The following is a 17,229-nucleotide window of genomic DNA, read 5'->3' as shown; positions in this document are numbered from 1 at the left end:
CTTCCGTTACTATAAACTTAAAACATAGTTTACAGGAATAATTAAGCTAAAGGAGGATGAAATATCCTGGAAAAGTATTCTGAAGAGTGAGAATTAAAATAGCTTGAATCCGGAACTTCAGTAAGCAGCTCCGAGTTCAGTTGAGAAGAGAAGGAAAGAATATCATGAGAAATAAAAACATCTAATCCTGCAATCTTTATCGTTTGAGAACTATTGGACTGTTTTTCTGTTTTTGCCAGTTCTTTTTCCACATAGCATTTTCCTTTACATGTTGATTGTGGTACATTTCTGTTCTCACAAAGGTTTTTTACAATATAATCGTAGTTCACAGCATAGTTTACCAATGGCAAAACGGGACGTATTGCAATGGTAAAAATGATGAATATGGAAATGAATAACCTCAACGATTTGTTCTCTGTTACAAATATACTACTTCAAAACTGTTTTATAACAGATTTATGATGAATGTCATTATGCATATCTACTGTTACCTATAAAAATCACAAAACTGTGCCTGTCACTAGAATAATTTTATCCCGAAATTTGAATAAGACTTTAGACCTAAATAAAAATTTAGTTCTTTATATACAATTTAATCTTGTTGATAAAAGCTTTGCTGATGTTTTTGGCAGAGCTTTTTTAATGAGACTAATCATTAAGACGTCATTTTGCTGAAAATCTTTGATTTTCTTGCGTCCTTAAAAACAAACACAATTTTTATCTTCTTTGCGCCATGGCGTTTATCTAACAAAAACCTATTACCTCTTCTAAATTAAGTTCTGGCGTGGTGTAATTTTGGAAACGCAAAGACGCAAGTTTTTTTAAATGCTTACTATTTTAAGGCGCAAGGATTTTATATGCGATAAAGTTTAAAACAAAAGCTCCACTGAAATTCAGCAGAGCTTTTATTGAATATAATTGAGTTGTGTTTATTATTTGCTTCTTAAAATTTCATTCTTTGGATTCTCACCGCATTTAAGATAGCCAGCAATGCTACTCCCACATCTGCAAAAACAGCTTCCCACATGGTGGCCAAACCTCCTGCTCCCAAGACCAGAACGACAGCTTTTACCGCGAATGCAAGGATGATATTCTGCCAGACTATCTTTTTCGTTTGTTTCCCGATATTGATGGCCATTGGGATTTTGCTTGGTTTATCATCCTGAATGACGACATCTGCCGTTTCAATGGTGGCATCACTTCCTAAACCTCCCATTGCAATTCCTACATCACTTAAAGCGACTACAGGTGCATCATTCACTCCGTCTCCTACGAAAGCTACGGTTTGGTTTTTAGCTTTAATTTCTTTAACCTTGTTTACTTTATCTTCAGGCAGCAGGTCTCCGAATGCATTGTCAATTCCCAGTTGGTCTGCTACGTATTTTACTACAGTACTTTTATCACCGCTCAACATGGTGGCTTTCACATTCATTTTGTGCAAATTGTCTACGGTTTCTTTGGCATCTTCTTTTATGCTGTCTGCAATCGTGATATATCCTGCAAACTTTTTGTCGTAAGCTACTGCGATCACCGTGTACACAATGTTGGCATGGTTGATATCATAGCTGATGTTGAATTTATCCATCAGCTTAAAGTTTCCTACCAGAAGTTCTTTACCATTAATTGTTGCTTTCAATCCGTGGCCGGCAATTTCTTCTACATTTTCTAAAGGAATGGCGTGATTAATATCTCCTACATAATTGTGAATAGCTGTTGCGACAGGGTGTGTACTTTTACTTTCGAGAACATTCACCATCTGCAGGATTTCCTCTTTATTAAATTCAGGGCTCATACTTACTTCCTGAACTTTGAATACACCTTCAGTCATCGTTCCCGTTTTATCCATCACTACATTCTGGATTTCTGCAATGCTGTCCAGAAAATTACTTCCTTTGAATAAGATCCCGTTTCGGCTTGCGGCACCAATTCCTCCGAAATATCCTAACGGAATAGAGATTACCAAGGCACAAGGACATGAAATTACCAGGAATATCAATGCTCTGTACAGCCAGTCTCTGAACTGATAATCGCTCACAAAGAAATAAGGGAGTAAACAGATTCCAATGGCAAGAAATACTACGATAGGAGTATATACTTTCGCAAATTTTCTGATAAACAGTTCGGTAGGTGCTTTCTGAGCAGTGGCATTTTGAACCAGTTCTAGAATTTTACTAAGCTTGCTGTCTTCGTAAGCCGTATTTACTTTTACCAAAGCAATACTGTTCATATTGATCATTCCGGCAAGAACGGCTTCGCCTTTATTTTTGGTGTCAGGTTTACTTTCCCCGGTTAAAGCTGCTGTATTGAATGAAGCTGAGTCTGAAAGCAATTCTCCATCCAGCGCCAGTTTTTCACCTGGTTTCAGCTGTATAACGTCTCCAACTTTTGCTTCTTTTGCTTTTATTGTTTTAGGCTGATTATTTTCCATCACCGTTACCTCATCAGGACGCTGATCCAATAAAGCTTTTATATTTCCTTTGGCTCTGGTGACCGCCATAGACTGGAATACTTCTCCTACGGCATAAAAAAGCATTACTGCTACGCCTTCCGGATATTCCCCAATAGCAAAAGCTCCGATGGTTGCGATGCTCATCAGAAAGAATTCTGAGAATACATCTCCCTTGATAATACTTTTATAAGCATCCTTCAAAACCGGGAATCCTACAGGAATGTAAGCTGCCAGAAACCATACCAGACGAACCCAGCCTGTAAACCATGCGGGTTTTATATAGTTATCAAAGGCAATTCCCAATAATAAAATGACGAAAGATATAATGGCAGGAAGAAACATCTGAAAGACCGTCTGATCTCCGGAGTCGTGAGAGTGATCATGGCCATCGTGGTCATGTCCGTCTCCCTCCGTGTGATTATGTTTGTGTCCTTTTGTATTGGGTTTTTCCGGGGTTGTACTACAGCATTTTTCCATAACTGAATATTTTTATACAAATGTAAAGATGAGACTGATGCAATGCTATTGCAAACTTTCGAGACAATTTTCGCAGATTCCTTTAGCAAACAATCTTATTTCGTCAATCCTGAAATTGGTCTGTATATTTTCAGGGAAGGAAATATCTTCTTTACAGGTAGTTTGTTTGCATATTTTACAGTAGAAATGCAGATGCCAGTCTTTATGTGTTTTTTCATCACAATCGTCTTCACAAAGTTTGTATTTTGTGGTGGTGTTCTCCTGAATGCTGTGAACAATTCCTTTTTCTTCAAAGGTTTTCAAAGTTCTGTAGATGGTAATTCTGTCAGCATTGTCAAAATGATTTTCTATTTCAGAAAGAGATAAAGCCGCTTCCTGAGAGCTTAAGAAATCATATACCAGAATCCTCATACTGGTAGGTTTGGTATTTTTATCAATGAGCTTGTGTTCTATATCTTTTTTCATTGTACGCTTTTAAATTTTTACAGATGTACTTCATTTTCTCCATAGCCTTCCTCCTCTATCTGAAAAGTGGTATGACTGATCTTAAAGTTATTAACAGTGATATCCGTTAATGTTTTTAATAATTGATTCTGAGAATATCCTGTTTCCTTTACAACATGGGCACTCATTGCATTGACACTGGATGTCAGCGACCATACATGCAGATCATGAACATTTTTTACCCCGGGAGTTTTTTCCAGAGATGTACGAAGTTCATGGATATCAACATCTTTTGGAGTTCCTTCGAGTAAAACATTGATTGCTTCTTTCAACAGCCTCCATGTTCTTGGAAAGATCAGCAGTCCGATTGCTGCCGAAATCAACGGATCGGCATAGTACCACCCGGTTGTCAGCATAATCACTCCGGCAATCATTACACCTACTGAAGTAAGCATATCTGAAAGTACCTCAAAATAAGCGCCTTTCATATTCAGGCTGCCTTCTGAGTCTTTTCTTAGAATCATCATTCCGACAATATTAACGATCAACCCGATTCCAGCAACAATCAGCATTGATTTGCTTTGTACTTCCGGCGGATTCTGAAATCTCTGGTAGGCTTCAAACAAAACATAGATTGAGATTCCAAGTAAAACAACAGCATTCACTACTGCTGCCAGTATTTCAGTACGGTAATATCCGTATGTTCTGGAAGGATCAGCTTTTCTCTCTCCTATTTTAATGGCTATAAATGCCAACAATAATCCTACCACATCGGTGAGCATATGAGCGGCATCTGCTAATAATGCAAGACTATTGGTCATGATTCCGCCAATAACCTCAGCAATAAGATAAGTTCCACTGAGGCACAGAACAATCAGTAAGCTTTTTTTATGTCTGCTTCCTGCAGAAACGGTTTGTGTTGGTGTATTTTCCATATTGTATGTATGGTTTAATTACATTTCGTAATAAGATGTATTTTCTTTTTTAGGTGGAACATTTTGTTCACCAATCATTTGTCTGATATTGATCTCTATGGTTTGTGCCAGAGAAGTCATCGGAGTATCTACAGGGCCATTTTCAAAAGGATCCTGCATAATGATAGATGTTTTTTCAATGGCAATGAATGTCACCGGAACCAGGAAAGTGATTGCAATTTCTACCAACAGCTGTGAATCATCAAGCCCAAACGGAAGTATAGCGGCAAAAACGTAGATCAAAATATGAACTAAAACACTGTAAGAACGAGGAAAAACCGTATTCTTCAGTCTTTCACATTTTCCCATACTGTCGCAAAGTCTTGTGATGATGTCGTTCAGCTGCATCTGCTGGAAATCCGTCAGTCCTTTGGAAGCTGCAATTTCTTTCAACTGTTTTGAGTGTTCGTCCAGAATAGCATTGGAAATATTGACTCCTTTAATCTGATGTTGATTCAGATACTGCTGGACTTTTTCAGAAAACGGAAGTTTTCTCAGCGATTCTCCAAGGGCATAGGTCCAGATGATCTGTCTTTCGGCAAAATCTTTTATGGTTTTATCATCTCTGGCAGGCATAAACTGAATGACCAGTCTCACAAAAGTTCTGGAATCATTGACAATGGCTCCCCAAACTGTTCTGGCTTCCCACCATCTTTCGTAGGATTGGGAAGTCCGGAATGCCAACAGCAATGATACCGCTGTTCCCAGCAATGCAGGAATATTCAACGGCAGTGATATTTTGCGAAACCACGGCAATTCGTCCAGAAGACCAATGGCAATGGCAAATATTCCGATGAACAGAATTTGGGTTTTTATTTCACGGATGAAATACCAGACTGATATTTTTTTGTTTAGTAACATAATCAGGTCATTTATTAAAAATTCGGTGAGATAATCTTTACTTTTTTCCTGCCGCTTTTATTCAATAAAAAATTCCGTAAACAGCTCTAATTTAAGGATAAAAATCGACATTTTACTGGTTCCGGCTGCTTTCATTAATGCTCGTGTTCTCCTGAATTCACCAGTTTTGCATTGACAAAGAATGCTCCTTTCACTACTATTTTTGCATTGTCCGGAATACTTCCTACCGGAGTTATCGCGGTATATCCCATATCAGTTGTTCCCTTTACCACTTCTATTTTTTCAAAGTTTAAGGTTTTTGGATGTGGTTTTCCTTTTTCTTCATGCTCTTCTTCCACTTTTTTATCGGTCTGAATAAACACGTAGTATTTTCCGTCTGCTTCTACAATAGCTTCTGTAGGAACTGCTGGGGTTGTACTTTTATCAAGGCTTACGATTCCGGTGATATTCATTCCATCGATCAGCCCGGATTTGTTTCCGATCACTTCGCAATGCATAGAAATAGTTTTACTTTCGTTCTCAAAAGAGGAACCTATGCTGTAAATTCTCGCGTCGTATTCGGTTTCCGGATTGTTGGTCAGTTTAAAATGAACAATCTGCCCTACTCTCATTTTAGGAAGATCTTTTTCAAACACCTGAAGATCGAGATGGATAGAACCGTTATCAATTACTGTGGCCACAGGAGAAGAAATATCTACATAACTTCCAATCTGCGCTGTAATACTGCTGATCGTTCCGCTGATAGGTGCTGTGATCACCAAACCGGATTTCATATTTCCATTGTTTACCTTCCCGGGACTTATTCCCATCATCTGAAGCTGCTTCAGCAGGGAAGCTCTTTTTGTTCTTAATGTTTTAAGCTCAGCATCGGCACTCTGAAGATTTTTCTTCGCTCCTGCATCATTATCAAAAAGTTCTCTCTGCCTTCTGTATTCCTGTTCCGCATAAGTAATTCTGCTGTTTGTGGTCAAATAATCTTCCTGAAGCTGGATGTATTCCGGATTGGCAATGGTTGCGATAACTTGTCCTTTTTTCACGATACTTCCAACCTGAATATTGATGGTTTTGATAATTCCTCCGTACAGGGAAGTAATGGTTGCTTTATTACTATTCGGAACACTGAGAAGACCATTGGCTTTTATAGTAGAGGTCAATTCTTTCATTTCTACTGTTCCCAATGCAACTCCTACGGATTTCATCTGATCTTCTGTGAGTGAAGCTATCGTCGCGGGAGCTTCTTCGTGTGCAGATTCTTTCTGCTCTGTTTTTTCAGGAGCCTTTTCTTCTGCGGTTTCTTTTTTTCCACAACTTGTCAGTAATAGTGAAATCAGGATAAGGGGTATGATATTATATTTGAGTTTCATATCTAAGAATGTATTTTGTCTGATATTGTATTTCAGCACTTTCATATTATTTATTAATGATTGAATTAATGGTCACTACAGATTGGTTCACCTGCTGGATAGATTCCAGGTATTTCAACTGAATATTGGTAGCAGTCTGGAGGGCAAAAAGATATTCCACATAGGAAATTTCTCCTGTTTTATATCCTAACTGGGCTGCTTTTACAATTTTATCAGCATTAGGCAAAGCCTGACTTGTATAATAATCATACTGCTGAATATCCTGCTGGTACTGGCTAAAAGCATTGTCCAACTGTGCTGAAAGTTGTTTCTGCTGCATTTTCGCATTGGTTTCTGCAACCTGTCTGTCATATTCCAGAGCCTGAATTCTTGCTTTTGTTGCCCCAAATGTCAAAGGAATTGCTACCCCTACTGTTGCCGACTGAAAACGTTTTCCTGAATTATAAAAATTTTCCTGTCCGTTAACAGTATGGAAACCTATCAAAGACTGATTGGTATATCCTAAGCTGAAATCAGGAAGCCCAAGTGATTTTTCAACTTTCTTATTTTTCTCAGCAATTTCCATTTCCTGATAAAAAGCTTTTACTGTAGGATTGTTGGCAACTACAGCACTGTCGAGTACATTTTCTGCTTTTAAAGGAGCATAATCTTTATTAAAAGGAACTTCAATATCTTCTGAAGTGTTCATCAGAGTTTTTAAATTCTTATAAGCGTTATTCAGATAAACTTCGTTCTGTCTGAGAAGCAGATCAATTTCTCCTTTCTGGGTTTCTGCAGTACTGATTTCAATTTTTTTGATATCACCTGCTTTAAATCTTACGGTCGCGATTCTGATAAATTCCTCATAATATTTATCCAGACTGGTTAGCTGAGCTTTATTATACTGGAGATATTCAATCTGATAATAATAGGTTCGTACCTGCTTTATCAGCTCATTGGCTGTGATCTCTTTATCAATCTGTTTGCTTTTAATATTCTCATTGATGAGTTCTTTTCTTGCTTTAAACAACGTAGGAAAAGGAATACTCTGCGAAATAGCAAACGACTGGTCAAACTTCGGACTGTTGTATTGTCCAAGCTGGGCTTCAAAACTTACCTTGGGAAGTTCTTTTGCTGTGGGTCTTAATGCTTCAGCGGATTTAATGCTTAAATCTTTTGACTGTAGGGTTAAGTTATTACTCACCGCCTGCTCTACCGCCTGTTCCACAGAGATAGGTCTGGACTGTGCATTAAAAGTCTGCCCCAGCATCATGAATCCTACAACAAGAACCGCTGTAAACATTCCTGTATTGTTATTTTTTCTTTTCAAAATCTTTGTGTTAAAAATAATATACAGCATCGGCAAAACGAATAACGTAAGGAAAGTAGCTGTTACCAGACCACCAATCACCACCGTTGCCAAAGGTTTTTGTACTTCAGCACCCGCACCTGTAGAAATAGCCATTGGTAAAAATCCTAATGAAGCCACTGTTGCGGTCATTAATACCGGTCTCAATCTGGTTTTTGTTCCTTCAAATACTCTTTTCAGAATATCGGTTTCCCCTTCTTTTTCTAATTGGTTGAATGTTCCGATCAAAACAATTCCGTTTAATACTGCTACTCCAAAAAGAGCAATGAATCCAATCCCGGCACTGATACTGAATGGCATATCTCTCACTAAAAGCGCAAATACACCGCCGATTGCACTCATAGGAATGGCTGTAAAGATCAATGCAGCCTGTTTGAATGAGCGGAAAGTAAAATACAACAGCATAAAAATAAGAAGCAATGATACCGGAACAGCGATCATCAGACGTTTGCTGGCTTCCTGAAGGTTTTCAAACTGTCCTCCGTAGGTAAAGTAATATCCGGAAGGGAGTTTCACTTTATTCAGTTTTGCCTGAATATCTTTCACCACACTTTCCACATCACGGTCTTTTACATTGAATCCGATGACAATTCTACGTTTTCCCTGCTCACGGCTGATCTGTGCAGGTCCAAGTTTATAACTGATATTCGCGACCTGCGATAATGGAATCTGTGCTCCTGTACCGGAAGTAATCATCAGGTTGTTCACATCTGAGATATCCGTTCTGTGAAGACTATCCAGACGGACTACCAGATCAAAGCGTCTTTCATTTTCAAAAACCTGCCCGGCTGCTTTTCCTGCAAAGGCTGTACTTACTGCATTGTTGACATCTTCGATATTCAATCCATAATTGGCAATTCTTGTTCTGTCATACTGAACATTGATTTGTGGAAGACCACTAACTCTTTCAATCTGAGGGGCTGTAGCTCCGTCCACTGTCTGAATGATTTTCCCAACTTTATCTGCATACACAGCTAAGGAATCAAGGTTTTCTCCAAAAATTTTCACAGCAACATCCTGTCTGATACCGGTCATCAGTTCATTGAAACGCATCTGAATAGGCTGGTTTTTTTCAAAGAATACCCCGGGAATCGTTTCCAGTTTCTCGCTGATCTCATCTGCAAGCTCGTTATAGGACTTCTTAGTTTTCCATTCGCTTTGCGGCTTCAATACAACAATCATATCGGTTGCTTCAGGTGGCATCGGATCTGTAGGAACCTCAGCGGAACCCGTTTTTCCGACCACCATTTTCACCTCATCAAACTGTTTGATAATTCTTGACGCCTGCATGGAAGTTTCTATACTCTGGCTCAATGAGCTTCCCTGTGGTAAAATACAGTGAAAAGCAAAATCTCCCTCCTGCAGCTGCGGGATAAATTCCCCTCCCATATTTTTAAAGATAAAAGCAGAGATAAGGAAGACTATAGTGGTTGCCGAAACAATGATATATTTTACTTTGATCGCTTTCTGTAATAATGGCTGATAAACCTTTTGAAGACGATTCATCATTTTATCGGAGAAGGTTTCTTTGTGGGATATTTTCTTAGATAAAAACAGTGCGCTCATCATAGGAATGTAGGTCAGGGATAAAATTAAAGCTCCAAGAATAGCAAATCCTACTGTTTTCGCCATTGGGGTAAACATTTTTCCTTCTACACCAGCTAGTGTAAGAATCGGAATATATACGATTAGGATGATGATTTCCCCGAAAGCAGCACTGCTTCTTATTTTGGATGCAGAAAGGAATACTTCTTCATCCATTTCAGACTGCGTCAAGGCACGGACAGATTTCCTTACTCCCAAATGGTGCAATGTGGCTTCTACAATAATAACGGCTCCATCGACAATCAATCCGAAATCTATAGCACCAAGACTCATCAGATTGGCACTTACCCCGAAAACATTCATCATTCCTAATGCAAATAACAAAGAAAGCGGGATGGCCGAAGCTACGATAAGTCCGGCTCTCAGATTTCCAAGGAAAACAACAAGAACGAAAATTACAATCAAAGCTCCTTCGATGAGGTTTTTCTGTACGGTATTGATGGCTCTGTCTACAAGGTCTGTTCTGTCCAGAAATGGTTCTATAATAACATCATCCGGAAGAGACTTCTGAATAGTCGGAATTTTTGCTTTGATATTGCTGACCACTTCATTACTGTTGGCTCCTTTTAACATCATTACTACTCCCCCTACTGCATCTACTTTCCCGTCATACGTTAAAGCTCCGTAACGAACAGCACTTCCTAAACGGACATCAGCAACATCTTTTATAAAAATCGGAACGCTTCCGGTTTCGTTTTTAACAGCAATATTTTTAATGTCTTCAAGAGAGGTTACCAATCCAATTCCACGAATGAAATAAGCGTTGGGCTTTTTATCAATATAAGCTCCTCCTGTATTCTGGTTATTTTTTTCAAGAGCGGTAAATATTTCAGTGATGCTGGTTCCCATTGCTTTTAATCGATTGGGGTCGATAGCTACTTCGTATTGTTTTAATTCGCCACCAAAACTGTTGATCTCCGCAACTCCGGGTGTTCCGTTCAACTGTCTGCGAACGATCCAGTCCTGCATGGTGCGGAGTTCTTTGGCATTGTATTTCTTCTCACTTCCTTTTTTAGGATGAAGAATATACTGATACACTTCTCCAAGACCTGTACTTACAGGTGCCAGCTCCGGAGTTCCTACTCCTTTCGGAATTTCTTCCACGGCATTTTTCAGCTGTTCATTAATGAGCTGTCTCGCAAAATATACATCTACATTTTCCTTGAACACTACTGTAATTACAGAAAGGCCGAATCTTGAAATACTTCTTGTTTCCTGAATATCGGGAACATTGGCAATACTCTGCTCAATGGGAAAGGTTACCAACTGTTCCACTTCCTGTCCTGCCAATGTAGGACATACGGTAATAATCTGTACCTGATTGTTGGTGATATCCGGCACAGCATCTATCGGTAATCTGGTGGCACTCCATGTTCCCCAGATGATCAGCACCAAAGTCATCAAACCAATGATCACCTTATTTTTAATACTGAATTTTATGATTTTATCTAACACGATTTGTATTTAATTTTTATTGAAAAGTGAATGCACACAGTATAAAATACTGCAGCAAAAATATCCTGAAAACCTCTGCAATGGTATTGCAAAGTTTCAAGCACGGTTAAGTATCAGAAAGCATAACTTTCTAAAAGTCAATAAAAATTAAATTTTAGGAGGCTGCCAGATAGGATCGTAAATCTGGTAAGCAAAATCGTTTTTGTGGAATAGTATCTTCTTTGAAAAGTAAGCAGGAATCTGCTCAGGAATTTCTAATAAAGGATCCATCTTAAATGCTGAAACTGTCATCTGACAACAGCTACATGCACAAAGCGGAGAACATATATCTCCTTTTTCTGTAGAATGAACTCCGTGAATACTTAATGCAATTTTATTGCCTCCAGAATTCAGAGGATGGGATGTGTCTTCACATGGCATCAGTGATAATGCTATGAAGTAAACTGCCAGTATCCATCTTAAGAGGTTCATGGTACAAAGGTAGAGTTTTTTTATAAAATGAATTATTTATTGAGCATTTATCCAATATTTCTTTATGATAAAAATAAAATTCATATCATTGAAAATAATAACTCAATATCTAAAAAGGCACAAATGAAACATAATTTTCCCCTGACCATCTTTTGTTCGCTTATTATTAGTCTAATATCGTGTGATAAGCAGAGTACAATAAATCAGAATTCATCATTTGTTTATAAAGACCTGACTGATACGTACGATTCAAAAACAGGTTTGTTTATACGAAATTATGATTCTGATATAACAACAATAAAAGTACATTTAACCAGAGAAGAAAAAAATAAAATTCTAAAAGCTTTTTCAGAAAACAGCTTTGAAAATCTTCCTTATATAATTGATTGTTCTATATGGGGACATAATCCTAAAATTTATGACAAACTGAGTCTGAACAATATTAATGTAGAATATATTCACAATACTGATGATGGCTGGTTTTGCTATAATGGGAAAAAGTTCAGTAGAATTAACAAAACTATACATGATATTATCTTCAACAAAAATGAAGTGAAACAACTAAAACCTTCTACTATAGCATATGAATAAAAAATATCTGATTATGATTAAATATATTTTTGCAATGTTCTGCATGATGGGATTTTTAAATAGTTGTGGACAAAAACTATATAAAATAGAAAAAGATAAATATGGTGAGCCTTTACTAAATGATAAAGCAGAATATTCATTTAAAGAAAAGCCAACCGAAGAAGATTTAAAGACAATAGATACTACAGCATATTATGTTCAGGTCTTTGAGGGCAGATATTATAATGAAGAAGAAATGAAGAATCCAAGGATAATCATTTTTCATAATGATGGTTTTTTCAAGAATGAATCACTTATGTATTTTGGAAAATTTGATGAACATAGAGGAAAAAATTCTGTTTATTACGGAGGAAAATATAGAATAAAAAATAATGAGATTTTTATCGAAGAGTTTCTTCCTGCTTCTCAAGGTAAAACAAAATGGTATACCAGGAGAATAACTAATGGTAAAATAGATGGTAATAAGATTATTTTTAATGATGGGCTAGTTTCTATTTTTGAGAAAAGAAAAAATTTGCCCGCAAAATAACAAGATCTTTAATTGGAGAGAGGACACTTTTTAATAACTTATAAAAATAATTTTAAAAACAGAAACCGTTGCTTTTTTAGCAACGGTTTTTTATTAAAAAACCACCGCAAAAGCAGTGGCTAAAAAAAATCAATCTAATTATGGACTATATCTTATAAATTCGGGTTATTCTCAAACTCTCTCTGAGGAATACTGAATAAATAATAAGTACTGTTGGGTGTGAAAGCTGATTTATCCGGGAAATCAAGAACAGAATGCCCTTTACCGTCTACGGTTTTCACGGTTCCGTCCGGTGTAGTGATCTGAACTTTTATCGGCTTACCATCAGCATCTACAAACGGTTTTCTTACTACTGTTCCCTGCGTTCTGATAATATCTGAAAGGGAGAATCCTTCTCCGAATAATTCTTTTCTTCTTTCAATTAAAACTGCTGCTACAACATCATTTTGTGATAAGGAACCATTGTAAACATTGGCATTTCTCGCTGTTTTCAACTGGTTCAGGACTGTTACTGCCTGAGAAACATTTCCGTTTCTTGCTTCGGCTTCAGCTTCGATCAGATACATTTCTGCAGCTCTCATGTAAACAATGTCTGCAATAAGAGTTGGCTTAAATTTAAACTTAGCATATCTCAGCAATCCTTCTCTTCCTTTCTGCCCGTCCCATGAAAACAACTGGTATCTGATGTCATTGGTATCAAAAAGGTCTTTAAAATAAGGATCTGCCATAAAGCTGTAATAATAACTTCCTGATGAAGAAACATCCAGATAATGAAAAGCATAGCTCGCATCAGACTGTTCCTGCGTCTGCCCGTGCCCCCAGATCCATTCTGCATTGTTGATGTCATTGAAGCCATCTTTGTATTTTTCAGGAGCCATAAGCGAAAATCCTTCTCTTGCAATTTTTGCAGATGCTGAAGCTTTGCTCCATTCACCGGTATTCAGGTAAGTTCTTGCTAAAAGTCCGTTCACAACGGAACGGTTGATCTTATCCTTATTGTTCCTCGTATAATTTTTCAACAGGTTATCGGCATCAGTAAGATCACTTTTAATCAATGTATAGATTTCTTCAAGCCTTGCTCTTTTCTTCCCTACCGTGCTTGTGGTAGAAGGTTCAGTATAAATGGGAGCTGTCAATGCTGACTTATCTTTCAGATAACTGAACTGATAAAAGCTCGCCAAATTCAGATAACAGAAAGCACGTAATGCTTTTGCCTGTCCTTTCACCTGATCTCTTTTCTCCTGACTTCCTTCTGTCCCATCAATTCTTGTAATCACATTATTCATATTATTGATGGTGGAATACAACATCGTCCAGATAAATAAAGGTCTGCTTGCCGTACTGTTCACCATTTCGGTGAAAGCATAAGTGGAAGCAAAACCATATTTATTGGTCAGTACTGCCACATCACTTCCCATCGCATCGCTGGCTCTTAAAACAGTGGAATAACCGATATTAGCGTATGTTGTTCCGTCATTATTAAACTTTGCCCAGGTACCGTTCACCACCGTTTCGGCACTTTCGGCTGTTTTGAAAACTTCTACGCTGTTGGCCTGATCAGTCGGAGCCGTGTCCAGCTCACTTTCACAGCTTGTCAACGATAAAAATCCGATAAGTGCAAACGATAAATATTTTAATTTTTTCATTGTTTCAATTTTAAAGGTTAAAGTGTTGCCTGAAGACCAAAAGTGATCGTTCTCATTGCAGGATATCTGTAATACGTTGTTCCGTCCAACGCCTGCTCAGGATCCATTCCCTTATGTTTGTAGAAGGTCAGTAGGTTTTCTGCCTGGATATAAATTCTGAACTTTTTCAATCCTATTTTCTCAAAATAATCTTCTGGAAGTGTATATCCTAAGCTTACATTTTTAAGTCTTGCATACGTTCCTGAATATAAAAACCTTGATGATGTTGAGGTCCAGTTATTCGTTGTTGTACTCAATCCCGGGACATCTGTATTAGGATTGTCTGGGGTCCATCTGTTTAACATTTCTGCACTCCATGCGCGTCCGCCGGCACTTCCGTTATGCATAATGGAAGTATAGTCGGTATCCAGAATCTTCCCTCCGATTTTGAATGTCAGTAATCCTGAAAAATCAAAATTCTTATAGGTAATACTTGTACTGATCCCTCCTGTCAGTTTAGGCAATGCAGAACCTTGCAGCAATTTTGTAGCTTTTGAATATTCTGAAGTCGTTCCTTCCACTGAGTTCCCACTGGCATCTGTAGAAACGGTTTTCCACAATGGCTTTCCATTGCTTGGATCTACACCCACCCATTCCGGAATAAAGAAATCATATACAGAGCCTCCTACCGTTAATAATTTTGTTCCTACTACAAGAGAACCACCGGGTAACTTGGTTACTTTGTTGTTTAAAGTACTTAAGTTTACATCCACATTCCATTGGAAATCCTCAGTTTTAACAGGTGTTGTAAATAATGAAAATTCAAATCCTGTATTCTGAATCGTTCCGATATTCGCCGGATAATCACTGATTCCCAACGATGGCGCAACCGGCATATTAAACAGAAGATCCTGGCTTTTTCTTTTGAAGTATTCGATATTTCCTTTAACCCTGTTATTCAGAATCGCGAATTCCAATCCTACGTTTAAGTTAAGGTTGGTTTCCCACTTTACATTATTGGTAGATGTTTTTTCCAGCGTTGTTCCAGGTTCGCCACCAAGACTGATAAATCTGTACAACTCCTGATAAGCATAATAAAGCGGCTGCCCGTTAGGTCTAAGTAATTTATCATTCCCCTGTCCTCCGTAGCTGGCACGCAATGTCAATTGATTGAAGACATTCAGGCTTTTCACAAATTCTTCATTTGATATTTTCCATGAACCTCCCACTGACCAGAATCTCCCCCATCTGTTATCTTTTGCAAATCTCGAAGAACTGTCTGCCCTTCCTGATGCAGATAAGAAGTAAGTATTGTTATAGTCATACTCTACTTTTCCCAGGAAACTTAATAAGCTTAATTTATTACTGTTTCCACTGAAACTCCCCAGCAGGGAAGCCGCATCCGGCTCATAGTAATAAGGCAGTGAAAACTGGCTTCTTGTTCCTGAAATAGTTTGATAATCGTATTTATAGAATTCATGTCCTGCCAGAGCATTTACATGGTGTTTCCCAAATTTCTTATCGTATGTCAGAATATTGCTGGTTGTATAAGAAAGCGTTCTGGTATTGGTTTTTGTTACCGAACCTCCGATTTCAGCACCTTGTCCCAGCAATGGATTTGAATAATAATGTCCGTTATAATTCACCAAATCAACAGAAAAACTCGTTTTGAATTTTAACTCCGGTAAGAAAGTGAATTCCATGAATCCTTTTCCTGAAAAGTTATCTTCTTTATTTTCGTTTTTATCCAATGGCAGGGTTGCAGCGGCATTCTGATTCTGAAGCGCATTTGTTGGTCTGTACTTGCCAAAATCATAAACCGGGTTTCCATCAGCATCCAAAACGTAAGTTCCGTCTGCATTTCTTTCATAATAAGGATAGAATGAAGGAATAAATCTTGCGGCATTGATGATATTACTGGCCTTGGAATCTGAAGAAGTTGGCGCCTGTTGAATGCTGTTTGTGTAACTTAAGTTTACCCCAACATTCAGCCATTTTTTTACTTCAGAATTGATCTTTAATCTGGTATTATATCTTTTAAATCCTGATTCAATCGCCATCCCTTTATCATCCAGATACCCCAATGAAAAGAAATAATTACTTTTTTCACTTCCTCCGCTGATATCAAGATCTACCTGATTTCTTGAAGCCACTCTCTGCAGAATATCTCTCCAGTCATCATTCCAAAGTGGCGATGCACCTGGTAATAATTTTCCATCTGTTCCTACAGGTTTTGGATAAGCAGTTCCATATGGATTGATCCCAAGGGTAGAAACAAGATTGTCTGTTGCCATTTGTGCAGCCTGCTGGGAAGAAACTTTACCGGACTGATATCCGTTTCTTAATGCTTCCCAATATAATTGAAAGTACTGATCTGTGTTTACCTGCTCATAATCTTTAACAGCTCTTCCTGAGAATCCCTGACTGATATTAAAATTAACTCTGGCTTCTCCTTTTTTACCCGATTTTGTAGTAATGATAATAATTCCGTTTGCTCCTCTTGAACCGTACAAAGCACTTGCTGTAGCATCTTTCAAAACACTGATGGATTCAATATCGCTTGGACTTATAGAGTTAATATTTCCGTCAAAAGGAATTCCGTCTACCACATATAACGGATCACTGGAAGCACTGATGGAACCAATACCTCTGATTCTGATGGTCGAAACCGCACCTGGCTGTCCTGAGGCACTGGTTGTCTGTATCCCTGCAACCTGTCCTTCAAGTGCTTTGGTAATATTGGTTACAGGTCTGTTGTTAATTTTATCGCTTGAAATGGTGGCTACAGAACCGGTATAGCTGTTTCTTTTAGCTTTTCCATAAGCTACCACTACTACTTCATCAATCTCCTTTTCATGAAGGCTATCTTTTTTCGGCCAGGAATTCTGTGCACTTACACTGGTTACTCCCAGAAAAAAAGCAGCAACCGGAGGTATCCAGGCTTTAGAATTGAATAAATTTTTGCTAATCATAATCAATTTTATTTATCATATATTAAAATTTAGCCCTTTGCAGAATAGTCAGCAAAGGGCATCG

12 protein-coding genes are annotated in these 17,229 nt (G+C 37.9%); 2 read left to right on the top strand and 10 right to left on the bottom strand.

Features of this window, described 5'->3' with window-relative positions:
• Nucleotides 1–41: 41 nt before the first annotated feature.
• The 8 genes from J2786_RS16420 to J2786_RS16385 all read right to left on the bottom strand — a co-directional run bounded on the left by J2786_RS16420 (nucleotide 42) and on the right by J2786_RS16385 (nucleotide 11,448).
• The gene (locus tag J2786_RS16420; protein ID WP_047427460.1) at nucleotides 42–404 is read right to left on the bottom strand and encodes a hypothetical protein; all 363 of its coding nucleotides are present in this window, start codon (nucleotides 402–404) and stop codon (nucleotides 42–44) included.
• A 539-nt stretch (nucleotides 405–943) separates the two neighbouring features.
• A complete protein-coding gene (locus J2786_RS16415) occupies nucleotides 944–2,593 on the bottom strand; it encodes a heavy metal translocating P-type ATPase (RefSeq protein WP_374710519.1) in 1,650 nt (549 codons plus the stop codon).
• A 378-nt stretch (nucleotides 2,594–2,971) separates the two neighbouring features.
• Nucleotides 2,972–3,391 (bottom strand): Fur family transcriptional regulator, encoded by a 420-nt coding sequence (locus tag J2786_RS16410; protein WP_002983024.1) that lies wholly within the window; start codon nucleotides 3,389–3,391, stop codon nucleotides 2,972–2,974.
• A 17-nt stretch (nucleotides 3,392–3,408) separates the two neighbouring features.
• Complete coding sequence (locus tag J2786_RS16405; protein WP_047427454.1) at nucleotides 3,409–4,305, bottom strand: cation diffusion facilitator family transporter; 897 nt, start codon at nucleotides 4,303–4,305, stop codon at nucleotides 3,409–3,411.
• Between the two features lie 18 nt (nucleotides 4,306–4,323).
• Nucleotides 4,324–5,205, bottom strand: coding sequence for a bestrophin family protein (locus J2786_RS16400; protein WP_047427451.1), 882 nt, complete (start codon nucleotides 5,203–5,205; stop codon nucleotides 4,324–4,326).
• A gap of 134 nt (nucleotides 5,206–5,339) precedes the next feature.
• Nucleotides 5,340–6,569: an efflux RND transporter periplasmic adaptor subunit gene (locus tag J2786_RS16395; protein WP_047427930.1), complete on the bottom strand. Its 1,230-nt coding sequence runs from the start codon at nucleotides 6,567–6,569 to the stop codon at nucleotides 5,340–5,342.
• 46 nt (nucleotides 6,570–6,615) lie between these two features.
• Nucleotides 6,616–10,977, bottom strand: a complete 4,362-nt coding sequence (locus tag J2786_RS16390; protein ID WP_082001903.1) for a CusA/CzcA family heavy metal efflux RND transporter — start codon at nucleotides 10,975–10,977, stop codon at nucleotides 6,616–6,618.
• Nucleotides 10,978–11,124: 147 nt separating this feature from the next.
• Nucleotides 11,125–11,448: a DUF6660 family protein gene (locus J2786_RS16385; RefSeq protein WP_047427447.1), complete on the bottom strand. Its 324-nt coding sequence runs from the start codon at nucleotides 11,446–11,448 to the stop codon at nucleotides 11,125–11,127.
• A 27-nt stretch (nucleotides 11,449–11,475) separates the two neighbouring features.
• Between J2786_RS16385 and J2786_RS16380 the strand changes: the two genes are divergently transcribed.
• A complete protein-coding gene (locus J2786_RS16380) occupies nucleotides 11,476–12,039 on the top strand; it encodes a hypothetical protein (RefSeq protein WP_052186786.1) in 564 nt (187 codons plus the stop codon).
• 13 nt (nucleotides 12,040–12,052) lie between these two features.
• The gene (locus J2786_RS16375) at nucleotides 12,053–12,568 is read left to right on the top strand and encodes a hypothetical protein (protein ID WP_047427925.1); all 516 of its coding nucleotides are present in this window, start codon (nucleotides 12,053–12,055) and stop codon (nucleotides 12,566–12,568) included.
• 152 nt (nucleotides 12,569–12,720) lie between these two features.
• Here J2786_RS16375 and J2786_RS16370 read toward each other — a convergent pair whose 3' ends face one another.
• Together J2786_RS16370 and J2786_RS16365 are read right to left on the bottom strand one after the other, a co-directional pair.
• A complete protein-coding gene (locus tag J2786_RS16370; protein ID WP_047427445.1) occupies nucleotides 12,721–14,214 on the bottom strand; it encodes a RagB/SusD family nutrient uptake outer membrane protein in 1,494 nt (497 codons plus the stop codon).
• Between the two features lie 17 nt (nucleotides 14,215–14,231).
• On the bottom strand, nucleotides 14,232–17,165 hold the full coding sequence (locus J2786_RS16365) for a SusC/RagA family TonB-linked outer membrane protein (RefSeq protein WP_047427442.1): 2,934 nt from the start codon (nucleotides 17,163–17,165) through the stop codon (nucleotides 14,232–14,234).
• Between the last annotated feature and the right edge of the window lie 64 nt (nucleotides 17,166–17,229).

It is taken from the genome of Chryseobacterium vietnamense (assembly GCF_031454475.1).
Lineage (GTDB): Bacteria > Bacteroidota > Bacteroidia > Flavobacteriales > Weeksellaceae > Chryseobacterium > Chryseobacterium vietnamense.
This window is presented reverse-complemented; position numbering and strand designations above follow the sequence as displayed.

Excerpts from the sequence above, each read along its gene's own strand:
- J2786_RS16415 (WP_374710519.1), bottom strand. The coding sequence starts at position 2,593 with ATGAGCATCGCAACCATCGGAGCTTTTGCTATTGGGGAATATCCGGAA.
- J2786_RS16410 (WP_002983024.1), bottom strand. The coding sequence starts at position 3,391 with ATGAAAAAAGATATAGAACACAAGCTCATTGATAAAAATACCAAACCT.
- J2786_RS16405 (WP_047427454.1), bottom strand. The coding sequence starts at position 4,305 with ATGGAAAATACACCAACACAAACCGTTTCTGCAGGAAGCAGACATAAA.
- J2786_RS16400 (WP_047427451.1), bottom strand. The coding sequence starts at position 5,205 with ATGTTACTAAACAAAAAAATATCAGTCTGGTATTTCATCCGTGAAATA.
- J2786_RS16395 (WP_047427930.1), bottom strand. The coding sequence starts at position 6,569 with ATGAAACTCAAATATAATATCATACCCCTTATCCTGATTTCACTATTA.
- J2786_RS16385 (WP_047427447.1), bottom strand. The coding sequence starts at position 11,448 with ATGAACCTCTTAAGATGGATACTGGCAGTTTACTTCATAGCATTATCA.
- J2786_RS16380 (WP_052186786.1), top strand. The coding sequence starts at position 11,476 with ATGAATTATTTATTGAGCATTTATCCAATATTTCTTTATGATAAAAAT.
- J2786_RS16375 (WP_047427925.1), top strand. The coding sequence starts at position 12,053 with ATGATTAAATATATTTTTGCAATGTTCTGCATGATGGGATTTTTAAAT.
- J2786_RS16370 (WP_047427445.1), bottom strand. The coding sequence starts at position 14,214 with ATGAAAAAATTAAAATATTTATCGTTTGCACTTATCGGATTTTTATCG.
- J2786_RS16365 (WP_047427442.1), bottom strand. The coding sequence starts at position 17,165 with ATGATTAGCAAAAATTTATTCAATTCTAAAGCCTGGATACCTCCGGTT.